This is a genomic window from Extibacter muris, from assembly GCF_004345005.1.
Taxonomy (GTDB): Bacteria; Bacillota; Clostridia; order Lachnospirales; family Lachnospiraceae; genus Extibacter; species Extibacter muris.
The window spans coordinates 109,293-135,622 of the sequence record NZ_SMMX01000008.1; the positions used below are offsets into that span (position 1 = coordinate 109,293).

Here is a 26,330-nt window from a genome sequence, read left to right on the forward strand (position 1 = left end):
CAATTGACTAAACTCTTGTTACGTTAACAGCCTGAGGACCTTTAGAGCCTTCAGTTACTTCGAACTCTACTTCCTGTCCTTCTTCCAGAGACTTGAAACCGTCCATGTTCAGGCCTGAGTAGTGTACGAATACATCGTTGCCAGTCTCATCTGAGATGAAACCATAACCCTTTTGGTTGTTGAACCATTTTACTGTACCTCTGTTCATTGTGTTACCTCCATAAAAAATAAAAATAAATAGTTAGATACCGTATTAACTATAAAATGAATCTATAAATAATACCCCGTCAGATTAGCATATTTTTATAAAAAAGTCAATGCATTCGACAATCTTTTTTACAATATCACTATATTACCGGGGTATATGCAGACTGCCTTTGCAGAGAAAGCATGCATGGATATCGAAGATGTCATGAGAAAGCCATTGCGAGGAACGGGAAATATCTGGTAGAATATTGAAGAAGCAAAAGAAGTGCTAAAGGATGATATAATGGATCTGAAATGTGAGATAGTGGAAGGAATCATAGCGTAAAGCTGGTGCTGATGAGGAATCACCTGTTGGGAGGGACTGCATATGAAGATATCGACAAAAGGAATCTATGCGTTAGAGATAACGGCAGATCTGGCCATGCATTCAGACGACAGGCACCTGGAACGCCTAAAAAATATAGCGGAGCGAAGGAAGCTCTCGGAAAAATATCTGGAACGCATCGTCAGGCTGCTGAAAGCTGCAGGAATCGTGACGAGCGTGCGCGGCGCACAGGGCGGATACCGTCTCGCAAAAGACGCTGGGCAGCTCACGGTGCGGGAAGTGCTGGAGGCTGTGGAAGGAGAGCTGGTGCCTGTAGATTGCCTGACAAAAGAGACTGGATGTGGTATTGGCTGCAGCCTCTGTCCGACGCAGGATACGTGGGGGAGGCTCTGGGATGTAATCGTCAGCGTTACAGACGCAGTGACTGTGGGTGAGATTGTCAAAGTGGCGGCAGAGAGAGGATAGGCCGTAGTGCAGACGCCCGGGACAAGAATGTATCAACGTACATTCTTGTCCCGGGCGTTCTTCATGTCCGTTAATCTGGAATATTTTTTCAGAAAGTATATTGACATGGTAGGAAAAATGGTGTATAACATAAAACATATAAATCATATCGATTTAGTAGGAATTAGAATGGAGGTGCCTGCAATGAAGATATCGACCAAGGGCAGATATGGACTGAGAGCACTTGTGGATATGGCGGCAAATACAAACGGGGAACCGGTCTCCCTTACGCAGACGGCGAGCAGGCAGAACTTGTCGCTGAACTATCTTGAACAGGTATTCGGTACCTTGCGCAAAGCAGGAATCGTGGCAAGCGTCAAGGGCGCCGGAGGGGGATACATGCTTGCAAAAGATGCATCTGAGATAACGGTGAAGGAGATTCTGGAGGCTCTGGAAGGAGAATTCTCAATTGTCAACAGGATAACGGATGAATGTGAAGATGAAGTGGAAGCAGCTATCCGGGAACTCGTCTGGGATGAAATCGACAGGAGGGTAAATGAATTGTTTCAGGAGTGCACGCTTGGCAGGCTCGTGGATGACTATCGGGAAAAGCAGGGACAATTCGTTCCTATGTATTACCTGTAGCGGCACATCCACAGGGCGACACAGACAGAACAATAATATTGCAGTATAAAGAAAGTGGGGACATCAGTTATGAGCAGAGATTGGAAATTTGAGACATTACAGCTACATATAGGACAGGAGCAGCCGGACCCGGCAAGCGACGCCAGGGCGGTTCCTATATATCAGACGACTTCTTATGTGTTCCGGGACTGCCAGCACGCGGCAGACCGGTTCTCCCTTGCAGACGCAGGGAATATATACGGCCGGCTCACCAATTCCACGCAGGACGTATTTGAGAAGCGCATGGCTGCGCTGGAGGGAGGCGTGGCGGCGCTCGGCGTAGCTTCGGGGGCGGCAGCGATAACGTATACGTTCCAGAATCTTGCCCATGCCGGTGACCATATCGTGGCAAGCAAATACATATATGGCGGAAGCTATAACCTTCTGGAACATACGCTGCCCGCACAGGGGATAACGACGACTTTCATCGATCCCGATGAAGAAGGGGCGTGGGAAGCGGCTATACAGGACAACACAAAGGCACTGTTCCTCGAGTCCATCGGCAACCCAAACGCCAATCTTGCAGATATAGAAAAAGTGGCGGAGACGGCCCACAGGCATGGAATCGTGCTCGTGATGGACAGTACGTTCGCGACACCGTATCTGCTGCGGCCATTTGAACATGGTGCAGATATCGTCGTACATTCGGCCACAAAATTTATCGGGGGGCATGGAACGGCGATTGGCGGCGTAATCATAGACGGAGGCAGATTTGACTGGAAGGCATCAGGCAGATACCCGCAGCTTACCGAACCGGATGCCAGCTATCACGGCGTCATATTTACCGAGGCGGCCGGGGCGGCGGCATTTGTGACAAGAATCCGGGCAGTCATATTGAGGGACACAGGAGCCACGATGGCGCCGCTTCACGCATTTCTGTTTCTGCAGGGGCTTGAGACGCTGTCTCTGCGGGTGGAACGCCATGTACAGAATACGTTGCAGGTAGTCGATTACCTGAGCAGGCACCCGAAAGTAGAACGGGTGAACCATCCGATGCTGGCAGACAGCCCATACCATGATTTGTACGGCAGATACTTTCCGGAAGGGGGCTGTTCTATCTTTACCTTTGAAGTGAAAGGAGGTGAAGAGGAAGCGAAACGCTTCATTGATAAGCTGCAAATATTTTCTCTGCTGGCTAATGTGGCAGACGTTAAATCACTTGTCATCCATCCGGCCAGCACGACACATTCCCAGATGACCGAGGAAGAACTTGGCAATTCCGGCATACGCCCGAACAGCGTACGTCTGTCAATCGGGACAGAACATATCGACGATATCATCCATGATCTGGATCAGGCATTGGCGTCAATATAACCATATATCAGTAAAGCCGTGTAATCCGGCAGTAGAAAAGGAGGAGTTTCATAATGGGACAGATATACAAGAACGTAGAAGAAATGATAGGAAGGACGCCGCTTCTGGAAGTGGCCAGAATTGAGGAGGAAAAGGGGCTACAGGCAAAAGTGCTTGTAAAGCTGGAGCTCTTCAACCCTGCGGGTAGCGTAAAAGACAGAGCGGCCTTATCGATGCTGCTTGACGCGGAAGAGAGAGGGCTTATCGCCCCTGGTTCCACGATTATCGAACCGACAAGCGGCAATACAGGGATCGGGCTGGCTTCAGTTGCCGCGTCGAGGGGATACCGGACCGTATTTACCATGCCGGAGACGATGAGCATAGAGCGCAGGAAGCTGTTGAAAGGATATGGGGCTGAGATCGTCCTCACGGAAGGTGCCAAAGGAATGCCGGGAGCTATCGCCAAAGCAGAAGAGCTGGCGGCTGAGACGGAAGATGCTATCGTGCTCGGCCAGTTTGTGAATGAGGCGAACCCGAAAGCGCATAGGGAGACGACAGGGCCTGAGATATGGCAAGACACAGACGGAACGGTCGACATATTCGTGGCCGGCGTAGGTACCGGCGGCACGGTCACAGGTACGGGTGCATACTTGAAGGAAAAGAACCCGGATATAAAAGTAGTTGCCGTCGAGCCGGCCGCCTCCCCTGTCCTCTCGGGAGGGAAACCGGGTCCGCATGGCCTGCAGGGAATCGGTGCGGGATTTGTACCGGATATACTGGACACGGATATCTACGATGAGATTATAACAGTAGAAAATGAAGAGGCTTACAATGCGTCGAGGCTTCTGGCTGCAAAGCAGGGTGTTCTCACCGGCATCTCCTCAGGAGCTGCGCTCCATGCGGCAATAACGCTGGCTATGAGAGTGGAAAATAAAGGAAAAACGATTGTAGCACTGCTACCGGATACGGGGGAGAGATATCTGTCAACTCCACTGTTTGAGTAAAATATTAGTTCTTGACGGAAGCTGCTTTAACGTGTAAAGTTATCTTATTGAACACGAAGAGGCAGTAAAGGATAGAGGTACTATGATTACACTGACAGGGAAGAAAGTTTCGGAAGGCGTCGCGATCGGACGGCTGTCGTTTTACAGGAGAGATACAAAAGAAATCAAGAAGTTTGATGTCAAAGATGTAGAAAAAGAGATCATGAGATTCCAGAAAGGGCGGGAGAAAGCCCTTCTGGAACTGAAAGATTTGTATACGGATTCCATTAAAGATGTCGGGGAGGCGAATGCCGCCATCTTTGAGATGCAGCAGATGATCCTGGAGGATCAGGATTATATCGATGTGATTACCGGCGTGATACTGGAACAGAAGCTGAATGCGGAATATGCGGTACAGTCTGCGTCAGAGCATTTTGTTGAGACATGCGTGCAGGAGGGGAAGAACTATGTCCAGGGGCATGACACGGATATCCGTGACGTGTCATGCAGGCTCGTGCGCATTCTGTCCAGAAGCTGGAAAGACAAGCTGCTTACGGATGAACCGATCGTGCTGGCGGCCAATGAGATCTATCCGAGCGAGGCGGTGCAGCTTGATAAGACGAAGATTCTCGGATTCGTCACGAGGTACGGCGCAATCAATTCACACACCGCCGTACTGGCAAGAACGATGGGGATTCCTTCTGTCATCGGACTCGGAGAAGCGCTGAAGAAGGATTATGACGGCAAGACTATCATCATCGACGGTTTCGAGGGAAAGATATACATAGAGCCGGATTACACGACGCTTACGAGGATGAAGCAGAAGAAAGAAAGCAATGTGTCACAGGTGAAGAATCTGGAGCGTCTCAAGGGAAAGGATAACGTCACCCAGAGCGGACAGAGGATTGACATCTGCGCCAATATCGGCAAACGGGAAGACATAGAAAATGTACTGCGCAGCGATGCAGGCGGTATCGGCCTGTTCCGGAGCGAGTTCCTCTATATGGAGAACAGGCATAAGCTGCCCACCGAAGAGCAGCAGTTCCAGACGTATAAGCTGGCAGCCGAGGCCATGGGAGCGAAGCGTGTCGTCATAAGGACGGCTGACCTGGGCGGCGACAAGCAGGCGGAATGTCTTGATCTCGGAGAGGAGAACAACCCGGCGATGGGATACCGCGGAATCCGCATCTCCCTCGATAAGGACGAGATGTTCAAGACGCAGCTGCGGGCTATACTGCGCGCCTCGGTATTTGGCAATGTGTCGATCATGCTCCCGATGATCACATCGCTCGCTGAGGTGCAGAGTGCGAAGGTGATGCTGGAAGCAGCCAAGCGCGAGCTCAAAGATGAAAAGACAGCTTTTGATGAAGATATACAGGTTGGCGTAATGATAGAGACTCCGGCCGCTGTAATGATCAGCGGGGAGCTCGCCAGAGAGGTGGACTTCTTCAGCATAGGGACGAACGACCTGTCACAGTATACGATGGCGGTGGACCGGCAGAACGGCAGGATCGGAAGATATTATGACCCGCACCATCCCGCGCTGCTCAAGATGATTCGTATCGTGACGAACAATGTCCATCTGGAGGGAAAAAGAATCAGTATCTGTGGAGATCTGGCGGCAGATCTGACGCTGACAGAGTTCTTTATCCAGATAGGCATAGACGAATTATCCGTGACACCACCTCAGGTACTCGGACTCAGGAAGAAGATCCGGGATATCCAGTAGTGGGGGGGGCGGTAAAGTGGCTGCGGACTGGGAGCCGGGTGGCATCTGCTCCGATGCGTCCGAGGCTGCGACTAGTCCACGGCCTCCTAACTTTGCGGCAGAGTCGCTGATAGCAGCTCCTCTTCCGCAAACCAAGGATTCCGGGACGGATTCTCCGCCTCTCCCGCTTACACCTGCGCATCTCCCACCCGGCTCCCCGCCCGCTATCTACTTTACTAACAAGGGCGAGGCGGTCGTGAGGCGTTGCTGGCCAGGGGATGTCATCTCAACATCCCCGTACCTGATTCCGGCTCTTTTTCATTATGTTATTACCAACCAAGGTTTCCAACTTGCTTAGCCCTTTATCACTATGCTGACACAGCCAAAGCCTTATGCTGGCCAGTAACGACACACAGCCCCCCCCCGCCCGTGCCAGTAAAGTAGATAGCCGAAGGGGACGCATCGGAGCATCTGCCCCATACGTCCCCAGCGGCGTCTGGTTTACGAAACTCCCATTTTTTGCAGCAGATTCAGCGTAAGTGCCTGAACCCCCGAGAACGCCGCTCCGATAATGACGGCCCATATGCCGTACTGGAAGATTCCGAACAGGATGACGAGCATATTGATGCAGAAGATAGCCCCCGCCACGTTGATGGCGGGATTTTTTTTGTTCAGGACAAGGGTAATCGTGTCAAAGCTGATGGCGGTGGCATGCTGGCTGATACAGAGGTGATATTATCAACTACTCTCCAAATCTGAGCCATATAGTAATGCCATTGAATAACAGTATAGAACATTTTAAAAAGAAAAACTATTCTGATAATCTCTTTGTCAGATGTGCATAATAAAAGAAGGTTCTTTTTGGTAGTTATTATTGGCTGATTTTAATTGACATTGACTGAAAATGATTATATCATAATAACAGAAATGAACGAAAATGGAAGAATATGAAAGATAATGACTATCTTAAAGACTGGAGGTACTAATATGCTGGCAGAGGAACGTTACAACGAGATTCTTAGGCTTGTAAATGACAAAAAGACGGTTACGGTCCAGGAACTGACAGAGCAGCTTGACACATCGGAATCGACCATAAGGAGAGACCTGACCGCGCTGCACCGGAAAGGCAGCCTTATCAAGGTGCACGGCGGGGCGACGGCAGTGAATCTGGAGCCGATGACGAAGGACGCGTCGCTGTCTGTAAGAAGAGACCTGAATATAGAGGAAAAGGTGGCGATTGCCAGGCATGCCGCCTCGCTCATGGAAAAAGATGACTTTGTCTATATGGACGCGGGGAGCAGCGTGGATCTGCTGATTGACCATATTGCAGAGCCGGATGCTGTATTTGTGACCAATGCCATAGGGCATGCGCAGAAGCTGCTGAAAAAAGGATGCAGGGTCTATCTCCTCGGGGGAGAGCTGAAAGAGACGACGGAAGCGATAGTCGGGGCGGAAGCTATAGAGAGCCTGAAGAAATACAACTTCACGAAGGGGTTTTTTGGGACGAACGGCGTGAGCAGGGACAAAGGCTTCACGACACCGGATATTACAGAGGCGCTTGTGAAGGAAAAAGCAGTATCGCAGTGCCGGAAAAGTTATATACTGTCAGATTCAAGCAAAATCAATCAGGTCTCGTCCGTAACATTTGCAGAATTCGACGGCTGTACGGTGGTGACGACAAGGCTGAATGACGATTCATACAGGTCATGCAGGAATGTAGTGGAGGTAGAAGGATGATTTATACGGTAACTTTCAACCCGTCGCTGGATTATGTAATCCAGACGGAGAAGCTTACCCCGGGTGAGATCAGCCGGACGGCAGGCGAGCATATCTATCCGGGCGGCAAAGGCAACAATGTCTCTGTCATGCTCTCGAATCTTGGGCGCAAGAGCAGGGCGCTTGGATTCGTAGCCGGCTTTACCGGGGATGCGCTGGAACAGATGCTGAACGACTGCGGATGCGATACAGATTTTATCAGGCTTGGGCAGGGGTTCACGAGAATCAACGTCAAGATCAATGACGGACAGGAAACAGAGATTAACGGACAGGGCCCTTCCATTACGGAAGAGGCGCTACAAGAGCTGTATGGGCGGCTGGACAGGTTGGAAGCAGACGACTTTCTTGTATTGGCAGGAAGCATTCCCGATACGATGCCGCCGGATATCTATGAGAAGATTATGGCGAGGCTCGATGGACGTGGGATACACATCGCGGTAGACGCGACGAAGGAGCTTTTGCTGAACGTGCTGAAGTATCATCCATTTCTAATAAAGCCGAATAACCATGAACTGGGCGAGATGTTTGGCACAGTGCTGGAAACAGAGGAAGAGATGATACGGCATGCCGGTATGCTTCAGGAAAAAGGAGCCCGGAATGTGCTCGTTTCTATGGCGGGAGACGGAGCCATCCTCGTGACAGAGGATAAGACGATATGCAGGAGCCAGCCGCCCAAGGGCGAGGTCAAAAATTCCGTAGGTGCCGGAGATTCCATGGTAGCAGGGTTTCTCACCGGATGGCTGAACACGGGAATCTATGAAAAAGCCTTTAAGCTTGGCATTGCGGCGGGAAGCGCCACGGCCTTCACGAGCTGGCTGGCAGGCAAAGAAGAGATAGTGGAGCTGCTCGGGGAAGAACCGTCAGAGTATGGATTATAGGAGGAATGTATATCATGAAAATCGTAGACTTGCTCAAAAAGGCAAGCATTGAACTGGATGGGGCCGTGAACACGAAGGAAGAGACTATCGGCCGGATGGTGGAACTCATGGCGGCAGGAGGCAATATCGCCGACTTAGATGCGTACAGGGCAGCTGTCTATAAAAGGGAAGAAGAAGGTACGACAGGTATCGGGGAAGGAATCGCCATACCACATGCCAAGACGAATGCGGTCAAGGCCCCGGGGCTTGCTGCCATGGTGGTAAGAGACGGCGTGGATTATGATTCGCTGGACGCAGAACCGGTACACCTCATCTTCTTGATTGCGGCACCGGATACCGAAGACAATGTACATCTGGAGGTATTGAGCAGGCTGTCCATGCTTCTGATGGATGACAGCTTCCGGGAGCATCTTAGGAAGGCAGGATCGGCAGATGAGTTCCTGGAAGTGATAGACAAGGCAGAGCGTGCCAAATTCCCGGAAGAGGAAGAAGCGGATAAGGAAGATAAGCCGGCCGAGGAGGGCTTCCGCATACTGGCAGTCACCGCGTGCCCGACCGGAATCGCCCATACGTATATGGCAGCGGAGAGCCTGGAGAACAAAGCGGCAGAGATGGGATATACGATCAAGGTAGAGACGAACGGATCAGGCGGAGATAAGAATGTTCTGACGGCTGACGAGATAGCCGCATGCGACTGCATCATCATCGCCGCGGACAAGGATGTCAAGATGGCACGGTTTGACGGTAAGCCGGTCCTTATGACTAAGGTGGCAAATGGCATCAGCAAAGCGGAACAGCTGATTACTGAAGCGGTCAGCGGCAATGTTCCTGTCTACCACAGCAGAGGCGGCGAGGAAGAGAGCATGTCCGATGACGGGGAGAGCCTCGGGCGCAAGATATATAAGAGCCTGATGAACGGCGTGTCCCACATGCTTCCGTTTGTCATCGGCGGCGGTATCCTGATTGCCTTATCCTTCCTCGTGGACGGAGCCAACGCCGGAGGGGCGGACTTTGGTAAGGGAAGCCCGCTGGCGCTGTTCTTCAATACGGTCGGCAATACGGCATTCGGCATGATGTTCCCGATACTCGCAGGATATATTGCCATGGCCATCGGTGACAGGCCGGCGCTCATGCCGGGTATCGTGGGCGGCCTTCTGGCCAAGGCAGGAACTTCCGTCATGCTGCCGGAAGAGGAATGGATTTCGTCAGGTTTCTTCGGAGCGCTCATCGCCGGTTTCGTGGCCGGATATCTCATGGTGCTCATCAAGAAGCTGCTTGGCAGGCTTCCGAAATCTCTGGAAGGTACGAAACCGGTACTGCTGTTTCCCTTCCTAGGTATCCTGTTCATGGGCATCATCATGATCTTTATCGTGAATCCGCCGATAGGAGCGTTCAATACGTGGCTGAATGACATGCTGGCAGGTATGGGAGAATCCAGTAAGATACTGCTCGGAGCAGTGCTTGGCGGCATGATGTCCATCGATTTCGGGGGACCGTTCAACAAGGCGGCCTATGTGTTTGGTACCGCGGCAATCGCGAGCGGCCAGATTGATATCATGGCGGCAGTTATGATAGGCGGGATGACGCCTCCGCTGGCAATCGCGCTTGCGACGACATTTTTCAGGAACCGGTTCACGAAGAGCGAGAAGCAGACGACCATAACGAACTATATCATGGGGCTGTCTTTTATTACGGAAGGCGCGATACCGTTCGCGGCAGCGGACCCGCTTCGTATCATTCCTCCGTGCGTGCTTGGCTCCGCGGTGGCAGGAGCGCTATCGATGGCCTTCGGCTGTGGGTCCAGGGCACCTCATGGCGGCATCTTTGTCATCGGGATTATCGAAAATGCACCGATGTTCTTCCTGGCAATGGCAGCAGGCGCAGTAGTGTCCATGGCCGGAATCGTACTTTTGAAACGGCCGCTTCCGGAAGATAAACGGTAGCGGCAGCAGGCGGCAAGGGTCCGTTATCTCTATGGAACCTGCCCGTATCATATTAATGAAGAGAAGGAGAGAAGATTATGAAAGAATTCAGATATGTACTCACAGATAAAGAAGGAATCCACGCAAGGCCGGCAGGGCTGCTTGTCAAGAAGGCCAATGGATTCCAGTCTGAGATAAAGATTGGAAAAGGGGAGAAGAGCGCGGATGCCAAGAGGATCTTCGGCGTGATGGGGCTTGGTGCCAAGTGCGGCGAGGAAGTATTCATGACGGCTGAAGGTGATGACGAAGAGAAGGCCGTCAGCGAGCTGGAAACATTTATGAAAGAAAACTTATAATCACTGCAAAAAAGGGAATGGTTCGAGATGATTACGTTAGAAGGTAAAAGTGTATACGGCGGTATCGCAATCGGTAAGATTGCATTTTATAAAAGAGATGAGATTACAATCAAGAGATGCCATGTGGAGGATACGGACCAGGAAGTGAAACGGTTCGAGGAGGCCAGGGCCAGAGCCTCCTTGGAGCTTCAGGAACTGCATGACAAGGCGATGGAAGATGTGGGCGAGGCGAACGCCATGATCTTCGAGATACATCAGATGATGCTTGAGGACCTGGATTATGTAGAGTCCGTCGTCAATATAATTACGACCCAGGAAGTGAACGCCGAATACGCCATCGGTACTACGGCCGACAATTTCGCGGCTATGTTCCAGGCCATGGATGACGCGTATATGCAGGGACGCGCTGCTGACGTCAAAGACGTGTCCGAACGGCTTCTCCGTGTACTGTGTGAGAGCGATGGAAGCCCGATGGCGATTGACGGGCCGGTCATCATCGCTGCAGACGATCTCGTCCCAAGCGAGACGGTACAGCTGGACAAGGATAAGGTGCTGTCGTTTGTGACGATGTATGGATCGTCCAATTCCCATACGGCGATTCTCGCAAGGACGATGAATATTCCGGCAGTCATCGGTGCGGGGGAAGGCCTCCGGCAGGAGTATGACGGCAAGATTGCGGCTGTAGACGGCTTTGAAGGCAGGATATACATCGAGCCCGATGCGCCGACGATGGAACGGATGAAGAAGAAGCAGCAGGAAGATATGGCACAGAAAGAACTTCTGCAGCAGCTGAAAGGGAAAGATAATATCACTGCGGGAGGGCAGAAGATAAACGTATATGCCAATATAGGCAATATGGCCGACGTCGGGGCTGTACTTAAGAATGACGCAGGCGGTATCGGACTGTTCCGAAGCGAGTTCCTCTATCTGGAGAGCAGCACGTACCCGACGGAGGAACAGCAGTTTGGAGTATATAAGACGGTAGCAGAGAATATGGCGGGAAGGAAAGTGATCATCCGGACGCTTGATATCGGCGCAGACAAGCAGGCAGAGTATTTCGGTCTTGGCAAGGAGGAGAATCCCGCGCTCGGATACCGTGCCATACGCATCTGCCTCACACAGACCGACATCTTCAAGACGCAGCTCAGGGCGTTGTACCGGGCTTCTGCCTTCGGTCAGATAGCCATCATGTTTCCGATGATCATCTCGGTGGCCGAGGTAAGGAAGATCAAAGAAATCATCGAAGAAGTGAAAGCGGAACTCCGGGCGGGAGGCATCAGCTTCCGGGAAGACGTGGAGATAGGAATCATGATCGAGACGCCGGCCGCTGTCATGGTCAGCCGTGAACTGGCAAAAGAGGTCGATTTCTTCAGCGTCGGAACGAACGACCTGACCCAGTATACGCTGGCGATCGACAGGCAGAATGAGAAGCTGGATGACTTCTATGACGCCCATCATCCGGCTGTACTCGCCATGATTCAGATGGCGGCAAAGAGCGCGCACGCAGAGGGCATATGGATCGGCATATGCGGAGAGCTGGCGGCAGACCTGTCGCTGACCGGTACCTTCCTGTCCATGGGAATTGATGAACTGTCGGTATCCCCCGGCATGGTGCTTCCGCTCAGAAAAAGAATCCGGGAGTCATAAAATTTTAGCAGACCCGTTTACATTACGGGTCTGTTTTGTTACACTGAAATATGTTATACTATTTACGTAGGAAAGAGAGAACAAATTCTACAAAGGAGGGAATTAAATGTTAGAAAAGCTATTCAAACTCAGTGATAACGGTACAGATGTGAAGACAGAGATTCTGGCCGGCATCACGACATTCATGACGATGGCGTATATTCTGGCTGTCAATCCGAGCATCCTGTCCGCAACCGGCATGGATTCCGGAGCAATCTTTACTGCAACCGCCCTTGCCGCTCTCGTTGGAACGCTGCTTATGGCAATCTGCGCCAACTATCCGTTTGCGCTTGCACCAGGCATGGGGCTGAACGCATATTTTGCGTACACGGTCGTACTGGGAATGGGCTATAAGTGGGAGGTAGCGCTTACCGCAGTGTTCGTGGAAGGTATCATCTTTATCATCCTTTCCCTTACGAATGTGCGTGAAGCTATCTTCAACGCGATTCCGAAGAACCTGAAGGCAGCAGTGAGCGTTGGTATCGGCCTCTTCATCGCCTTTATCGGCCTACAGAATGCCAATGTAGTCACGGGAGGCTCTACGCTGCTCCAGCTGTTCACGTTAGACGGATACAATGCGGCCAAAGGAGTGGAGGCATCCTTTAGTGATGTGGGTATCACCGTACTTCTGGCGGTCATCGGCATCATCATCACCGGCATACTTGTCATCAAGAACATCAAGGGCAATATTCTGTGGGGTATCCTTATCACTTGGGTGCTCGGCATTATCTGCCAGTTTGCCGGCCTCTATGTACCGAACCCGGAACTTGGATTTTACGGGCTGCTCCCGGATTTCAGCGGAGGCCTGTCCATACCAAGCCTGGCACCGGTATTTATGAAGCTGGATTTTTCGGGAATCTTTTCCGCAAACTTTATTGTAGTCATATTTGCATTCCTGTTTGTGGACATGTTTGATACGATTGGTACCTTGATTGGCGTATCCTCCAAAGCAAACATGCTCAATGAAGAAGGTAAACTTCCCCACATCAAGGGCGCGCTTCTGGCAGATGCCATCGCGACTACAGCAGGTGCGGTACTGGGAACGACGACAACTACTACATATGTGGAGAGTGCTTCCGGCGTATCAGAGGGAGGAAGGACAGGACTTACGGCGGTAACCACGGCAATCCTATTCGGGCTTGCTCTGTTCCTGTCACCAATCTTCCTGGCTATCCCTTCATTTGCCACTGCTCCGGCTCTTGTAGTCGTAGGCTTCTATATGCTGACGAACGTAGTAAATATCGACTTTGAAGATTATGCAGAGTCGATTCCATGTTATATCTGTATATTGGCGATGCCGTTCTTCTACAGCATATCCGAAGGTATCTCCATGGGAGTCATCTCTTTTGTAGCGCTGAATCTGCTCACAGGAAAGGCGAAGGAAAAGAAGATCAGTCTGCTCATGTACATATTGGCCATATTGTTCATTCTAAAATACATATTCCTGTAATGGGCTTTGCATGCAGGAAGAGCCGGAATCAGTCCGATAAGACCGATTCCGGCTCTTTTCTATTCTATAGGAAGTTCCTTCGGAACATATGCCCTATGCAGAAAACTACGCCCTGCCCTCAGCCCTTTTCACGGGACGCCCGCCGTCTCCTTCATACGTCCGCCCCCATCCGGTAATCACGGAGAAGAGCAATACGATGAACAGGGAGAAGCAGTAGAACATGAAGCCGCCCACCTGGGTGACAGACAATGCTTCGGCGTATTCATATCCTGCCGTGAGGGAGGAGCCGATGAATACGAAGACGCTCAGGAAAGGGACGGCAAGGACGATAGAATTGGCGAAACCGTCCAAGAGGTTGGCACGGCGGTACGGATGCAGGCCGACACGTTTCCCAATCTCATTCTGGATCTTTCCGAAGGTCGCCATGGAGGCGCTCGTCACGCCGCCGAAGAACATCGTGGTGACCGAGATGCCGAGCATCATGGCAAGCTCAGCGCCGCAGGCGCTTCTGCCGAGCCTGCTTCCAAGAATCATGTCTGTAATCTTTTCCAGCGCCCCGGCCGCCGTAAGTACGCCCATGATGCCGTACACGGATATTACGAGGGTTATGGTGGCAATCATACCATTGATGCCATCCGTGAGGAATCCGGCGGGAGCACCGTCTTTGACAGAAAGGATGCTGTCCGGGGTGAGAAGACGGAAAGCCAGCCCGATTATCGTTCCAAGGATCAGCCCCACTGTAATTGCCTTCAGGAAACGCAGCTGCGCATGCAATAAAAAAAGTCCTTGAAAACAATTGTTTTCAAGGACAGGCTGAACTCCTGCGGTACCACCTTGTTTGGTATGGACATACCCTCTCAGCAGGATGCATGACAACATCCCCGGCCCTATAACGCAGGCCTCTGCGTCTCGGCTACTTGAAATACGTTCACCTTGCCCTCTGAGGCCCACTTGCTGTCACTGGCGTCTGTCCGGCTTGCACCGTCCCGGATTCGCTGAAGACTGTTTGGCAGCATAACTTCCTCATCTTCGGTTTCTGATTTTTGTGTATTATAATACTGAAAGCCCAAGTTGTCAAACAGTTATAATACGTATCTGTCATGATAGTAATAATTATGCAGTTGTGTTAAAATGTATAAAATAAGTGGAGGAGGATGTGCCTTATGGATAAGAAGTTTATGGAGATTCCTGTTGTAAAAAAGATTGCGGCAGCAGAAGAGGCTGCATGGGTCAATCCCGGTCTCAGGCCCTATGGGGAGGTAAGCCTGGAAGTGACGATGGAAGATATCGAAGACGCGGAGGACAGACTTGCCCGTTTCGCCCCGTTCATCGTGAAATGCTTTCCAGAGACCGCTGACCGGGGCGGGCTCATCGAGTCCTCGCTGACTCCGGTGCCGAAGATGCAGGCGTATCTGGACAAGGCTTATGGAAGCGGCATCCGGGGACGCCTGATGGTAAAGCAGGACAGCCATCTCGCGATTGCCGGTTCCGTAAAGGCGAGAGGCGGCATCTATGAAGTGCTGAAGCACACGGAGGATCTGGCGCTGGAAGCAGGTCTGATAACGATAGGGGATGACTACTCCGTCCTTGCGTCTGAAGCGTGCAGGAAATTCTTCAGACAGTATACGATACAGGTCGGTTCCACAGGAAACCTGGGCCTAAGCATCGGCATCGCCAGCGCGGCCGTCGGATATGAAGTCATCGTCCACATGTCCGCGGATGCGAGGCAGTGGAAGAAGGACATGCTCAGAAGCCATGGGGTCAAAGTAGTCGAATATGCATCCGATTACAGCGAGGCGGTAAAGAACGGCAGGAGGGAGTCAGACGCCGATCCGAAGAGCTACTTTATCGATGACGAGAATTCAAAGAATCTGTTTATGGGCTACGCGGTGGCTGCAAAGCGACTCAGAAGCCAGCTTGAAGAGCTGGACGTCAAGGTAGATGAAGCCCATCCTCTGTTCGTCTACATCCCGTGCGGTGTCGGCGGAGCTCCGGGCGGGGTTACGTTCGGGCTCAAGGAACTGTGGGGGGACAATGTACACTGCTTCTTCGTAGAGCCGGTACAGGCCCCGTGCATGCTGCTCGGCATGGCTACAGGGCTGCACAACGACATCTCTGTACAGGATGTCGGACTGACCGGCCTGACTCATGCAGACGGGCTGGCCGTAGGGCGTCCGTCAGGTTTTGTGGGCAAGGTGATGGAACCGCTCCTAAGCGGGGAATTTACATTGAAAGACAAGTGGCTGTACGAGTACATGCGTAATCTTCTTGAGACGGAGGACATCTTCCTGGAGCCGAGCGCATGTGCGGCGTTTGATGGACCCGCGAGACTGCTTAAGTATGAGGAGACACGCGCCTATATCCGGGAACATGGGCTGGAAGATAAGATGAAAGACGCGGTACATATCGCATGGGCCACAGGGGGCAGGCTCGTGCCGGAAGACGTCCGGGAGGAATACAAGAAGACCTGTCTGGATTGAGATTGAGTATAAAAGGTAGCTATGGATACACTATATGAACATATACAGAACCGCAGCGTTAAGGGTATTCTGTGAATATATCGGAAGCCAGAAGGAACTCATCGCCTGCGGCGGGGCGATAGAGGCATGGATGGAATCCCAGGCCATTGACAAGGCATGACACCGATGGTACTCTTTTGAAGTATGAGATACACAGGAGGAAGAGAGAATGGGAAATGAGAAAGTAAAGACATATGCAAGCCCTTACGAGCTGGAAGGGAGGATTCCGTTCGGCCAGGCAGCTGTACTCGGTCTGCAGCATGTGCTCGCCATGTTTGTGGGGAATCTGCCGCCGCTGCTGATTATCGGAGGGATGTGCGGACTTGGAGATACGGAGTGTTGAGAGACGTACTGCAGAGCGCTATGCTCATTGCAGGGGTGGTGTCGCTTGTCCAGCTCTTCACCATAGGGCCTGTCGGCGCGAGGCTGCCGATTATCATGGGGACAAGCTCCGGATTCATCGGTGTGAGTAAAGGAATCTGCGTGTCCATGGGCGGCGGCGTGATCGCCTACGGCGCCATACTCGGGGCAAGCCTGATCGGAGGATTGTTCGAGGGGGTGCTCGGTTTCTTCCTGAAGCCGCTCAGGCGGTTCTTCCCGCCGGTCGTGACCGGCACGGTAGTGATGGCTATCGGGCTTTCCCTCATATCTGTCGGGATCAATTCCTTCGGCGGCAATACGAACGGCGACTTCGGATCTCCGGTGAATCTGCTCGTAGGTGCCGTCGTGCTGATAAGCATCATCCTGCTGAAACATTTTACAAAAGGAATCAGCAGCGCAGCATCCATCCTGTTCGGCATTATCATCGGATATATCGTATGTGCAGTGCTGGCACTGTTCCTTCCGACTACATACGAGTATGTGGACGCCGGGACGCAGAAGGCGGTCACCGCCACCTGCTCCTGGGTGCTAGACTGGGGGAAGGTAGCCGGCGCGGACTGGTTCTCGCTGCCTAAGATCATGCCGGTCAAGTTCGTCTTTGACGCCAAGGCGGTTGTCCCGATGCTGATCATGTTCGTTGTCACGGCAGTCGAGACGATAGGCGATATCTCCGGCATTACGGAAGGAGGGCTCGGCAGAGAAGCTACGGATAAGGAGCTGTCGGGCGGAGTCATATGCGATGGGCTTGGATCTTCTCTGGCGTCATTCTTCGGAGTGCTGCCGAATACTTCCTTCAGCCAGAATGTCGGGCTTGTGGGAATGACGAAGATCGTCAATCTGTTCGCGCTGTCTATGGGTGCGGGCATTCTCGTGCTCTGCGGATTCTTTCCCAAGATTGCGGCTCTGTTCGAGATGATGCCTCAGTCCGTGCTTGGCGGTGCTGCGGTCACGATGTTCTCATCTATCGTAGTCAGCGGCATCCAGCTTGTGACGAAGAGAGGCGTCGATAACAGGGTTGTCACGATCGTGGCGGTGGCACTTGGCTTTGGCTATGGGCTCGGCTCCACGGCAGACGTGCTCAACCAGCTCCCTGAGTGGGTCGGCTATGTCTTCGGAGGTTCCGGCATCGTCCCCGCGGCTTTGGTAGCCATGGTGCTGAATATGACAATTCCGGAAGGGAAAGACCCGTTTGCAGAGGAAAATGAGGTATAAAAGATGAACTTACTGACAATGGAAGGCATCACAAAGTCCTATGCAGATAAGATTCTGCTGGACGGTGTGGATTTCAGTATCAATGACAATGATAAGATAGGCATTGTCGGCATCAATGGAACCGGCAAGAGCACCCTGCTCAAAGTAGTGGCAGGCATAGAGAAGGCGGACAGTGGCATCATAAGCGCGGGTAATAATGTGAAGCTGCAACTATTTTAGAAGCGGTTCTGAAGGACAATGTGGACAAGGGCAATGAATGGACGATGTAAAGTGAAGCCAAGGCGATGATCAACCGCCTTGGCCTTCCTTATTATGACACGAAAGCTGACACGCTGTCCGGAGGCCAGAAGAAGCGGACGGCGCTGGCTGGCGCGCTTCTCGCACCTGTTGACATACTTGTGCTCGATGAACCGACCAATCATCTCGACGGTGCTATGGCAGAGTGGCTGGAACAATATCTTGTAAAGTTCCGGGGGGCTATCGTGATGGTGACCCATGACCGTTACTTTCTGGACAGGGTCGCAACCAGGATCGTGGAGATTGAGAGGGCATCGCTCTATCATTATCCCGGCAGCTATTCCGATTACGTGAATCTGAAGATGCAGCGCCAGGACATGGAGAGCGCGGCCGAGAGGAAGAGGCAGAGCCTGCTTCGGACTGAGCTCAGATGGCTGGCCCGGGGCGCGCGGGCCAGATCCACGAAACTTATAAACTGTCTACGGCTATGGACCACCCTCATCTGGAAGGACAGTTCGTGGAGAATTATGAACTTACGAGTGCATTTGGCACCAAGGCGCTCGGCGAGCCGCCGGTCTGTTCGGTGGCTCCTGCCATACGCAACGCGGTGCTTCAGGCTACCGGTATCGGCATCGGCCAGGTTCCCCTGAACCCGCATACCCTGTTTGAAGAATTTAAGAAGGGAGGGCTGCTCGATGTATGATATAAAAGCACTGTATGAGGCGGAAAGTGTATCGCATGCAATACGATTGCTGGAAGAGGACGGAACGCTGAGGATCGGTTCCATCACGAGCTTTTCCCATGTCACGAAACACCCGCTCGTACAGAGACATATGCGTGTGCTCGGCGAAGCGGTAGACAAAGTCGGTGGCCCCCAGATACGCAACATCGGAACCATCGGAGGAAATACGTGCAACGGAGTCACCTCGGCCGACTCCGCGTCCACGCTATTTGCATATGACGCTCTTGTAGAGCTGGCCGGCCCGGACGGTGTGCGAACCGTTCCAATCCATGAATTCTACCTCAAGGCCGGATGCGTTGATCTGAGACTTGGGGAGATTGAGACGGCGGTATTGATACCAAAAGCCTCTTACGAAGGGTATGCAGGACACTATATCAAATACGCCATGAGAAATGCCATGGACATCGCGACGCTCGGCTGTTCCGTGAACGTAAAGCTTTCAGACGATAAGGAATATCTGGAAGATGTGAGGATAGCCTACGGCGTGGCCGGTCCGGTTCCGCTCCGCTGTCCGGCTGCAGAGCGTGCGGCAAGGGGGAAGAAGGCGGCCGATGAGACATACCGCCGGTTTGCGGAGGAAGTGCTGAAGGATATCCACCCGAGAGACAGCTGGAGGGCAAGCAAGGCGTTCCGGGTAAGCAGTACAAACTCGTGACGTGTACGATCAATGGGAAAACAGTGGAGACCATGGTAGACGTTCGCGCGTCTCTTACGGATATGTTGAGGAACGACTATCATCTGACGAGCGTAAAAAAAGGCTGCGAGGTCGGCGAATGCGGCGCCTGTAATGTAATTATAGACGGCGAGTGTTATAATTCCTGCATCTATCTCGCGGTGTGGGCGGACGGAAGGGATATCCGCACGCTGGAGGGGCTCATGGGACCGGGCGGAGAGCTGTCTGATATCCAGCAGGCATTTATCGACGAAGCTGCCGTCCAGTGCGGCTTCTGCACGCCGGGATTCATTATGAGCGCTGTCGAGATACTGGAGTCAGGCAGGGAATATACGAGGTGAATCCAGTATGAAAGTTCTATTGATCAACGGAAGCCCGAATGAACATGGCTGTACGTATACTGCCCTCACGGAAGTGGCAGGGACGCTTCAGAAACATGATATCGAGACAGAGATATGGTACCTCGGGAAGAAGGCCATCCCTGGATGCATCGCCTGCGGAACGTGTGCGGACACGGGCAGATGTGTCTGGGACGACCAGGTGAACGAAGTAGGGGCGATGCCCGGCGGGACGGATGCGCTCGTGGTGGGCTCCCCAGTCTACTATGCGGGCCCGAGCGGACAGCTGACCGCATTTCTGGACCGGCTGTTCTACTCGAACAAAGGCGCGATGGCCGGCAAGCCGGGAGCGGCCGTGGTGTCGTGCAGAAGGGGAGGGGCTTCCGCAGCCTTTGACCGGCTGAACAAGTATTTTACCATCAGTAACATGCCGGTCGTGCCGTCACAGTACTGGAACCAGGTACATGGGCTTACGCCAGAAGATGTGAGGAAAGATGAAGAAGGGCTGCAGACGATGCGCACGCTTGGAGAGAATATGGCCTGGCTGCTGCGGTGCATCGACGCGGGCAGGAAAGCGGGAGTGAAGCCACCGGTATACGAGCCAAAGATTGCGACTAATTTTATTCAGGAGGACTGAAACATGATTAAGGACATAGCAGGATTTGCTTTTGACTGTAAAAATGCGGATGCATTAGCTGACTTTTATGTAGAACTCCTTGGATGGGAGAAGATACAGACTTCCACAGTCATGTTCGACCCCGAAGGACATCCGTTCTGCCTAAGTACGGTGAAACAGTGATTCTGATATGCTTTTGGATCCATATATACAGTTGAAGGAGAGCAGAAACTTTGTAAAGTTTCTGCTCTTTTATAGATTTCACCCTGAGACTGGGGTATAATGGATTCAATATTATAAAAAGCAAACATAGATAAACGAGGAGGAAACTATAATATGTGGAACAGAGTGGAACTTAAAATGCGGGGGAAGCAGGCATTTCAATATAATTACTGGCCGTGCGTCGGGGTGGCATTCATCATGTCTGTCATATCAATGGTGTTCAGTTCGGGAGGTGCGAGCCGGAGCGCGGCGTCCTTGCGCCAGAGGACATACTACAGCGACAGTTCGGACTTGTGGAACGGTGCGGCGTATACGGACTCGTTCTCTGCCGGATGGCCTGCGTTCGGAGCGATTCTGGGGGCTGTGGCAATCATGCTGGCCCTGTTTGGCACGCTGCTTATGATATTTGTGGGTAATGTGCTGGAAGTCGGCGGCAAGAGATTCTTTGTCCGTAACCAGACAGAACGTGTCGGCGTAGGAGCGGTACTGGATGGATTCAGATCCGGACATTACGGTAATATCGTGCTCACAATGTTCTTGAGAGATCTGTTTATATTCCTGTGGGCCTTGCTGCTGATCGTGCCTGGAATTATTAAGTCTTACGAATACCGTATGGTTCCTTATATCCTTTCCGAGAATCCGGGCATGAGCTATAAGGAAGCATTTGCAATCAGCAAACGCATGATGACAGGGCAGAAGCTGGAGACGTTTATCATGGACGTTTCTTTTATCGGCTGGTATCTGTTGGGCGGAATCACCTGCGGAATCGTAAACATATTTTATGTCATGCCGTATGTAGAGGCGTCATTTGCAGAGATGTATTCATTCAACCGCGCAAAGGCATATGCAGAAGGCTATATCAGGTAGCATAATAAGAACATATACGAAGGGGGCAGCGTTATGGAACTGAAAGATTACCGGCGGTGCGCCGAGGTGGCCAGGCACCGGGAACAGGCAGAGCTTGTTCTGAAGAATGCAAATGTTGTAAATGTATTTACAGGTGAGATCCTTAAGGCTGATGTAGCGGTTACGGACGGCAGGATTGCAGGTATCGGGACTTATGAAGGCCTGGTGGAAGAGAATCTTGACGGAAGATATCTCTGCCCTGGTTTTGTCGACAGCCATCTCCATCTGGAATCCACGCTTGTGACGCCTGCAGAGCTCATAGGACAGGCGGCGAAGTGCGGGACGACGACATTTATCGTGGATCCCCACGAATCGGCCAATGTAGCCGGGGCCGCCGGTATCGACTATATCCTTGGGCAGACGGAGAAGGTGCCGGCGAATGTATATGTCATGATGCCGTCCTGTGTGCCTTCAACTTCTGTGGACGACAATGGATGTGATTTTACGGTAGAAAAGATGAGGCCGTATCTTGGGCACCCGAGGGTGCTTGGACTGGGCGAGGTGATGGATTACGTGTCCGTCGTCGACGGGGATGCCGGAATGCATGAGAAGCTTGCGCTGTTTGAAGGCAGAACGCTTGACGGCCATGCTCCCGGACTCGGGGATGACGAAATACAGGCTTATGCGATGGCGGGGATAGGTACGGATCACGAGTGCATCGATTATGAGTATGCCATGAAGGAACGCCGCTGCGGAATGACGATACTCATCCGGGAAGGCAGCGCCGCCAAGAATCTGGAAGCCATCGTAAAAGGGATGGCAGAGCACGGCACCGGCACGGAAGGATTCTGCTTCTGTACCGATGACAAACATATTGAAGATATACAGAGAGACGGACATATCAACTATAATGTCAAGAAGGCTATATCCCTTGGAATTCCTGCCATCAGCGCCATTCAGATGGCTACGGTCAATGCGGCGGGATGCTACGGGCTTCATCATCTCGGCGCTCTTGCGCCGGGGTATCAGGCGGATATGATCGTGTTCGACAATCTGGAGGAAATGAATATCCTGGACGTATACCACAGGGGAATCAAAGTAGATGCCGGTGTGGATCAGGGTGTCTTGCAGTGCCCGGAAGAACTGAAACATACGGTGCATCTGGATACGTTTTCAAGAGACAGCTTAAAGCTGTTGAAACCGGATGGCCCCTTCCATGTGATCCAGATGCAGGAAGGGCAGATAGTCACGAAAGATGTCGTATGTGACATCCCCGGCAAAAAGGAGTTTACAGCAGACAGAGAATATAATAAAATTGCAGTTGTAGAACGGCATAAGGGAACCGGCAAGACGGGCGTAGGCGTTGTGGCAGGCTTCGGCTTGAGCGGCGGCGCGGTGGCGTCCAGCGTGTCACACGATTCCCACAACATCATCGTAATCGGAGATAACGATACAGATATGGAGCTGGCGGTGAAGGAACTGATACGCACCCAGGGCGGATACACTGTCGTAGAAAAGGGGAGGGTGTACGAGACGCTTGCTCTGCCCATCATGGGACTCATGAGCGATGCAGGTTATGATAACGTAGACAAGATATTAAAGAAAATGATAAGAAAGGCACACGAGATGGGAGTGCCGGAGACCATGGACCCGTTCATCACATTATCGTTCATGGCCCTCCCCGTAATCCCCGAACTTCGCATTACGCCGAGAGGACTTTTCAATGTGAAAGAGTTCAAATTGTGTGAATGAATTCAAAGGGGTCTGACCCCTTTGAATAATGAGGAAATTGTATGACAATTAACAAATCGATGAGAAGGGTCTTAAAGGCGCTGTCTTTTGGCGGCATCGAAGTGGAGGCGTCGAGAAGTCTGGCTAATTTGAAGGCCATTGACCCGATGCGGATATTCCACAAGACGATCGACTATAAGATATTTAATGGGGAGCACGAGATTCCGGTTAGGATCTATCTGCCCAAGGAGAAGGTGGTGGACGGTCTTCCGGTGCTTCTGTTCTTTCACGGCGGCGGATGGGTGACCGAGGGCATCGACAACTATGAGCGTATCTGTGCGCGGATGGCGGCCGACACGAATCATATCGTCGTGTCGGTGGATTACCGATTGGCACCGGAACACAAGTTCCCGACCGGGCTGAATGACTGCTATGCGGTGGCGGAGGCCATATTTACGAAGCGTTTTATCCTGAATGTGGACCAGGAACAGATTACGATTATCGGGGACAGTGCAGGAGGAAACCTGGCGGCTGCCGTGTCGCTCATGGCCAGGGACAAAGGGGTGTTTCTCCCGAAAAAGCAGATACTCATATATCCCGCGGTCAACTGGGATTACAGTAATAGCTCGCCGTTTGAATCTGTCAGGGAAAACGGGACAGACTATCTTCTGACGGCGGGGAAGATGCGGGACTATATAGACTTATATGCGTCGTGCGAGGAAGACAAGCAGAATAAATATCTTGCGCCTCTGATGGAGTCGGATTACAGCAACCAGCCGAAGACGCTCGTGCTGACAGCAGAATATGACCCGCTCCGGGACGAGGGGGAGGAATATGGACACCGACTGAGAAAGGCGGGCAATGAGGTTGAAATACACAGGATAAAGGATGCCCTGCATGGTTATTTTGCGTTGGGAATCAAATATTACCATGTACAGGAAAGTTTTGAACTGATTAATAATTTTTTGAGGGAGGACTAGAGAGGTGTTCCAGCAGAAGAGAGCTTATTGGAGGAATCTGGACAATGCTGCGAAGCTGTTTTCAGCCACAAGCAATGCAAAAGACACGCGGGTATTCCGGTTCTACTGTGTATTAAAAGAGTATATTGACGGAGATATTCTGCAGGAAGCATTGAACCGGACGATAAAGAAGTATCCGGTCTTTCTGTCTGTCATGAGGAAAGGCCTGTTCTGGCATTATCTGGAAAAGAGCGAGCTAAGGCCTGTGGTCCGGGAAGAATATAAAGAGCCGTGCAGCTGTCTCTACGTACGTGATAAAAAGGCGCTTCTTTTTGAGGTGACATATTTTGAAAAGCGTATTAATTTCGAGGTGTTCCATGCACTGACGGACGGAACAGGAGCAACGGAATTCCTGAAGGAACTTGTGAAGAACTACCTCTGCCTGTCGCATAGAGAAGAAGGCCTTGCGGAGGTGGAGCTTGCCGGTGACGGACCGACCGTGCAAGACCAGGAGAACGACAGCTTTTCCAAGTATTATTCCCCGGATGTCAAACGGAAGAAAAAGAAGAAGATCCGAGCGTATCAGATTAAGATGATGAAGAAAGAATACGGGGAACTTCAAGTGACGGAAGGGACTGTCTCGGTAAAAGAGCTCCTTGCCGTATCACGTGAAAAGGGCGTCTCGATGACAGTGCTTATGACTGCCGCGCTCATGTGCGCTATCCATGAGGAGATGACGAAAGTACAGGAGAAGAGGCCGGTCGTGCTCATGGTTCCCGTAAACCTGCGCAAGTTCTTCCCGTCGGAATCCATGCTGAACTTTTTCGGGTGGATAGAGCCGGGCCATCGGTTCGGCGAGGGGAAAGACAGCCTGGACGAGATACTGGAAGAGGTAAAAGTATATTTCAGCGATTATCTGACGAAAGAACATATCGCCGGTCATATGAATGAACTTATCGCTTTTGAAAAGCATAAAGTGCTGAGGTGGGCGCCGCTTGAGATCAAGAACCGCTGCATCCGGGCCGGTGCAAAGCTGGCGGAAAAGGAAGTTACCGCCGTGTTTTCCAATATGAGCGCGGTAAAGATGCCTGAGGAATATGTGCCGTATATAGAGAGGTTCGGCGTATATACGAGCACCCCAAAAGTGGAATTGTGCGTCTGCTCGTTTAACGATACGCTGACATTCGGCTTTACATCCCGCTATGACAGTTCAAACATACAGAGGAATTTCTTCCGTATCCTGTCTGAAATCGGGGTGCATACTAAGGTGGAGGAACCGGCATGTCCGGAAGAGGTACAGCTGAATTATGAAGGAAAGAAATTTTTTAATTATTTTTCTTTCTGCTGTATCGCGGCCATCGTAATCGGGATTATGCTAAATGCCATCATATCTCCGGAACGTTACTGGGCAGCATTTGTCGCCGCGGGCGCGTTCAGCATGTGGCTGGCATTGGCAATCGGATTCTTCAAGAGGCATAATCTGCTGAAGAACGCCATGTGGCAGCTGCTTGTGGTCAGCATCGGATGTATCGTCTGGGATGCATTTACCGGCTGGCATAAGTGGTCGGTGAACTTTGTACTGCCTTCCGTGTGTGTGATTATAGAACTGTCCATGCTCATCATATCCAGACTTCAGTCCCACACCGCAAGGGAATATATGATATATTATGTGATGGCGTCTGCATACAGCATACTCGTGCCATTCATACTGCTGCTAACGAAAGTGATAACCGTAACGGCACCGGCAGTGCTCTGCGCCGGGTTAAGCTCCCTGTTCCTGCTGGCGCTCGTCATATTCAAGGGGCGTGAATTTAAAGAAGAAATGCAGAAAAAATTTCATGTATAGAGACTGCCCCGACTGGCATACTAAACATGAGGTGATGTCACGATGATAGATAACAGCGAACTTCCAATCGGTTTTACGATGGAGCTTGCGCAGCATTCTGATATCCTGAATGAATTTGCATCTATGCCGAAAGCAAAGCAGGATGAGATCGTAGAAGGCGCCAGACAAGTCAAAAGCCGGGAAGAGATGCGGAACTACGTGGAAAATATAGCAAACTTCTAAAGGGACAGGCTAAAATGAAATGGGGACGGAGGTTTTTTTAAAAAACCCCGTCCCCATTACTCAAGTGAAACTAT

Annotated in this window: 26 protein-coding genes and 4 pseudogenes; 26 read left to right on the top strand and 4 right to left on the bottom strand. The window is 51.7% G+C overall.

Going from position 1 to position 26,330, the window contains the following annotated elements; all coding sequences use genetic code 11:
• Window positions 1-7: 7 nt before the first annotated feature.
• On the bottom strand, window positions 8-208 hold the full coding sequence (locus tag E1963_RS11135) for a cold-shock protein (protein ID WP_006441829.1): 201 nt from the start codon (window positions 206-208) through the stop codon (window positions 8-10).
• 366 nt (window positions 209-574) lie between these two features.
• On the opposite strand from E1963_RS11135, the gene E1963_RS11140 reads away from it, so the two are divergent.
• The 6 genes from E1963_RS11140 to E1963_RS11165 all read left to right on the top strand — a co-directional run bounded on the left by E1963_RS11140 (window position 575) and on the right by E1963_RS11165 (window position 6,002).
• Complete coding sequence (locus E1963_RS11140) at window positions 575-997, top strand: RrF2 family transcriptional regulator (RefSeq protein WP_132277971.1); 423 nt, start codon at window positions 575-577, stop codon at window positions 995-997.
• A 183-nt stretch (window positions 998-1,180) separates the two neighbouring features.
• A complete protein-coding gene (locus E1963_RS11145) occupies window positions 1,181-1,621 on the top strand; it encodes an RrF2 family transcriptional regulator (RefSeq protein WP_132277973.1) in 441 nt (146 codons plus the stop codon).
• 69 nt (window positions 1,622-1,690) lie between these two features.
• Complete coding sequence (locus tag E1963_RS11150; RefSeq protein ID WP_132277975.1) at window positions 1,691-2,974, top strand: O-acetylhomoserine aminocarboxypropyltransferase/cysteine synthase family protein; 1,284 nt, start codon at window positions 1,691-1,693, stop codon at window positions 2,972-2,974.
• Window positions 2,975-3,027: 53 nt separating this feature from the next.
• Window positions 3,028-3,957: a cysteine synthase A gene (gene cysK / locus E1963_RS11155; protein WP_132277977.1), complete on the top strand. Its 930-nt coding sequence runs from the start codon at window positions 3,028-3,030 to the stop codon at window positions 3,955-3,957.
• An 82-nt stretch (window positions 3,958-4,039) separates the two neighbouring features.
• Window positions 4,040-5,665, top strand: a complete 1,626-nt coding sequence (gene ptsP / locus E1963_RS11160; protein ID WP_132277979.1) for a phosphoenolpyruvate--protein phosphotransferase — start codon at window positions 4,040-4,042, stop codon at window positions 5,663-5,665.
• 16 nt (window positions 5,666-5,681) lie between these two features.
• Window positions 5,682-6,002 carry a hypothetical protein gene (locus tag E1963_RS11165; RefSeq protein WP_132277981.1) on the top strand — a complete coding sequence of 107 codons (321 nt, stop codon included), beginning with the start codon at window positions 5,682-5,684 and terminating at the stop codon, window positions 6,000-6,002.
• Window positions 6,003-6,145: 143 nt separating this feature from the next.
• Here E1963_RS11165 and E1963_RS19725 read toward each other — a convergent pair whose 3' ends face one another.
• The gene (locus tag E1963_RS19725; RefSeq protein WP_167482178.1) at window positions 6,146-6,292 is read right to left on the bottom strand and encodes a hypothetical protein; all 147 of its coding nucleotides are present in this window, start codon (window positions 6,290-6,292) and stop codon (window positions 6,146-6,148) included.
• 339 nt (window positions 6,293-6,631) lie between these two features.
• Between E1963_RS19725 and E1963_RS11170 the strand changes: the two genes are divergently transcribed.
• The 6 genes from E1963_RS11170 (at window position 6,632) to E1963_RS11195 (ending at window position 13,712) form a co-directional block, all read left to right on the top strand.
• Window positions 6,632-7,381, top strand: a complete 750-nt coding sequence (locus tag E1963_RS11170) for a DeoR/GlpR family DNA-binding transcription regulator (RefSeq protein ID WP_132277983.1) — start codon at window positions 6,632-6,634, stop codon at window positions 7,379-7,381.
• A complete protein-coding gene (pfkB, locus tag E1963_RS11175; protein WP_132277985.1) occupies window positions 7,378-8,298 on the top strand; it encodes a 1-phosphofructokinase in 921 nt (306 codons plus the stop codon). The genes E1963_RS11170 and pfkB overlap by 4 nt, the downstream gene beginning before the upstream one ends.
• Before the next feature lie 14 nt (window positions 8,299-8,312).
• Window positions 8,313-10,241, top strand: a complete 1,929-nt coding sequence (locus E1963_RS11180; RefSeq protein ID WP_132277986.1) for a PTS fructose transporter subunit IIABC — start codon at window positions 8,313-8,315, stop codon at window positions 10,239-10,241.
• A gap of 77 nt (window positions 10,242-10,318) precedes the next feature.
• Entirely contained in the window at window positions 10,319-10,576 is a 258-nt protein-coding gene (locus E1963_RS11185; protein WP_132277988.1) for an HPr family phosphocarrier protein, read from the top strand.
• 27 nt (window positions 10,577-10,603) lie between these two features.
• Complete coding sequence (ptsP, locus tag E1963_RS11190; protein ID WP_132277990.1) at window positions 10,604-12,223, top strand: phosphoenolpyruvate--protein phosphotransferase; 1,620 nt, start codon at window positions 10,604-10,606, stop codon at window positions 12,221-12,223.
• Between the two features lie 106 nt (window positions 12,224-12,329).
• On the top strand, window positions 12,330-13,712 hold the full coding sequence (locus E1963_RS11195) for an NCS2 family permease (protein ID WP_132277992.1): 1,383 nt from the start codon (window positions 12,330-12,332) through the stop codon (window positions 13,710-13,712).
• Window positions 13,713-13,817: 105 nt separating this feature from the next.
• Here E1963_RS11195 and E1963_RS11200 read toward each other — a convergent pair whose 3' ends face one another.
• Both E1963_RS11200 and E1963_RS21300 read right to left on the bottom strand, forming a co-directional pair.
• Complete coding sequence (locus E1963_RS11200; RefSeq protein ID WP_243117688.1) at window positions 13,818-14,486, bottom strand: Na+/H+ antiporter NhaC family protein; 669 nt, start codon at window positions 14,484-14,486, stop codon at window positions 13,818-13,820.
• Between the two features lie 113 nt (window positions 14,487-14,599).
• Window positions 14,600-14,728 carry a hypothetical protein gene (locus tag E1963_RS21300; RefSeq protein WP_262200429.1) on the bottom strand — a complete coding sequence of 43 codons (129 nt, stop codon included), beginning with the start codon at window positions 14,726-14,728 and terminating at the stop codon, window positions 14,600-14,602.
• A gap of 147 nt (window positions 14,729-14,875) precedes the next feature.
• On the opposite strand from E1963_RS21300, the gene dsdA reads away from it, so the two are divergent.
• The 14 genes and pseudogenes from dsdA to E1963_RS11260 all read left to right on the top strand — a co-directional run bounded on the left by dsdA (window position 14,876) and on the right by E1963_RS11260 (window position 26,256).
• Window positions 14,876-16,192: a D-serine ammonia-lyase gene (gene dsdA, locus E1963_RS11205; protein WP_279230716.1), complete on the top strand. Its 1,317-nt coding sequence runs from the start codon at window positions 14,876-14,878 to the stop codon at window positions 16,190-16,192.
• A gap of 34 nt (window positions 16,193-16,226) precedes the next feature.
• Window positions 16,227-16,352 (top strand): hypothetical protein, encoded by a 126-nt coding sequence (locus tag E1963_RS21305; protein WP_262200431.1) that lies wholly within the window; start codon window positions 16,227-16,229, stop codon window positions 16,350-16,352.
• A 48-nt stretch (window positions 16,353-16,400) separates the two neighbouring features.
• Window positions 16,401-17,824, top strand: a pseudogene (locus E1963_RS11210) (uracil-xanthine permease family protein).
• Window positions 17,825-17,827: 3 nt separating this feature from the next.
• A pseudogene (locus tag E1963_RS23510) lies at window positions 17,828-18,528 on the top strand (ATP-binding cassette domain-containing protein); the annotation flags it as partial.
• Between the two features lie 2 nt (window positions 18,529-18,530).
• Window positions 18,531-18,764, top strand: a pseudogene (locus E1963_RS22710) (xanthine dehydrogenase molybdenum-binding subunit XdhA); the annotation flags it as partial.
• Window positions 18,757-19,458, top strand: coding sequence for a xanthine dehydrogenase subunit XdhB (gene xdhB / locus E1963_RS11225; protein WP_132277994.1), 702 nt, complete (start codon window positions 18,757-18,759; stop codon window positions 19,456-19,458). The pseudogene E1963_RS22710 and the gene xdhB, both read left to right, overlap by 8 nt.
• A pseudogene (locus E1963_RS11230) lies at window positions 19,413-19,814 on the top strand ((2Fe-2S)-binding protein); the annotation flags it as partial. The gene xdhB and the pseudogene E1963_RS11230, both read left to right, overlap by 46 nt.
• Window positions 19,815-19,824: 10 nt before the next feature.
• The gene (locus E1963_RS11235) at window positions 19,825-20,451 is read left to right on the top strand and encodes a flavodoxin family protein (RefSeq protein WP_132277996.1); all 627 of its coding nucleotides are present in this window, start codon (window positions 19,825-19,827) and stop codon (window positions 20,449-20,451) included.
• Window positions 20,452-20,454: 3 nt separating this feature from the next.
• Window positions 20,455-20,613, top strand: coding sequence for a VOC family protein (locus tag E1963_RS19730; RefSeq protein ID WP_167482179.1), 159 nt, complete (start codon window positions 20,455-20,457; stop codon window positions 20,611-20,613).
• Between the two features lie 153 nt (window positions 20,614-20,766).
• Window positions 20,767-21,519 carry a DUF975 family protein gene (locus E1963_RS11240; RefSeq protein ID WP_132277998.1) on the top strand — a complete coding sequence of 251 codons (753 nt, stop codon included), beginning with the start codon at window positions 20,767-20,769 and terminating at the stop codon, window positions 21,517-21,519.
• Between the two features lie 33 nt (window positions 21,520-21,552).
• The gene (ade, locus tag E1963_RS11245) at window positions 21,553-23,250 is read left to right on the top strand and encodes an adenine deaminase (RefSeq protein ID WP_132278000.1); all 1,698 of its coding nucleotides are present in this window, start codon (window positions 21,553-21,555) and stop codon (window positions 23,248-23,250) included.
• Window positions 23,251-23,291: 41 nt separating this feature from the next.
• Entirely contained in the window at window positions 23,292-24,209 is a 918-nt protein-coding gene (locus E1963_RS11250) for an alpha/beta hydrolase (RefSeq protein WP_132278002.1), read from the top strand.
• 4 nt (window positions 24,210-24,213) lie between these two features.
• Window positions 24,214-26,034, top strand: a complete 1,821-nt coding sequence (locus tag E1963_RS11255) for a DUF6320 domain-containing protein (protein WP_132278004.1) — start codon at window positions 24,214-24,216, stop codon at window positions 26,032-26,034.
• A gap of 42 nt (window positions 26,035-26,076) precedes the next feature.
• Window positions 26,077-26,256, top strand: coding sequence for a hypothetical protein (locus tag E1963_RS11260; protein WP_066574389.1), 180 nt, complete (start codon window positions 26,077-26,079; stop codon window positions 26,254-26,256).
• Window positions 26,257-26,330: the final 74 nt, after the last annotated feature.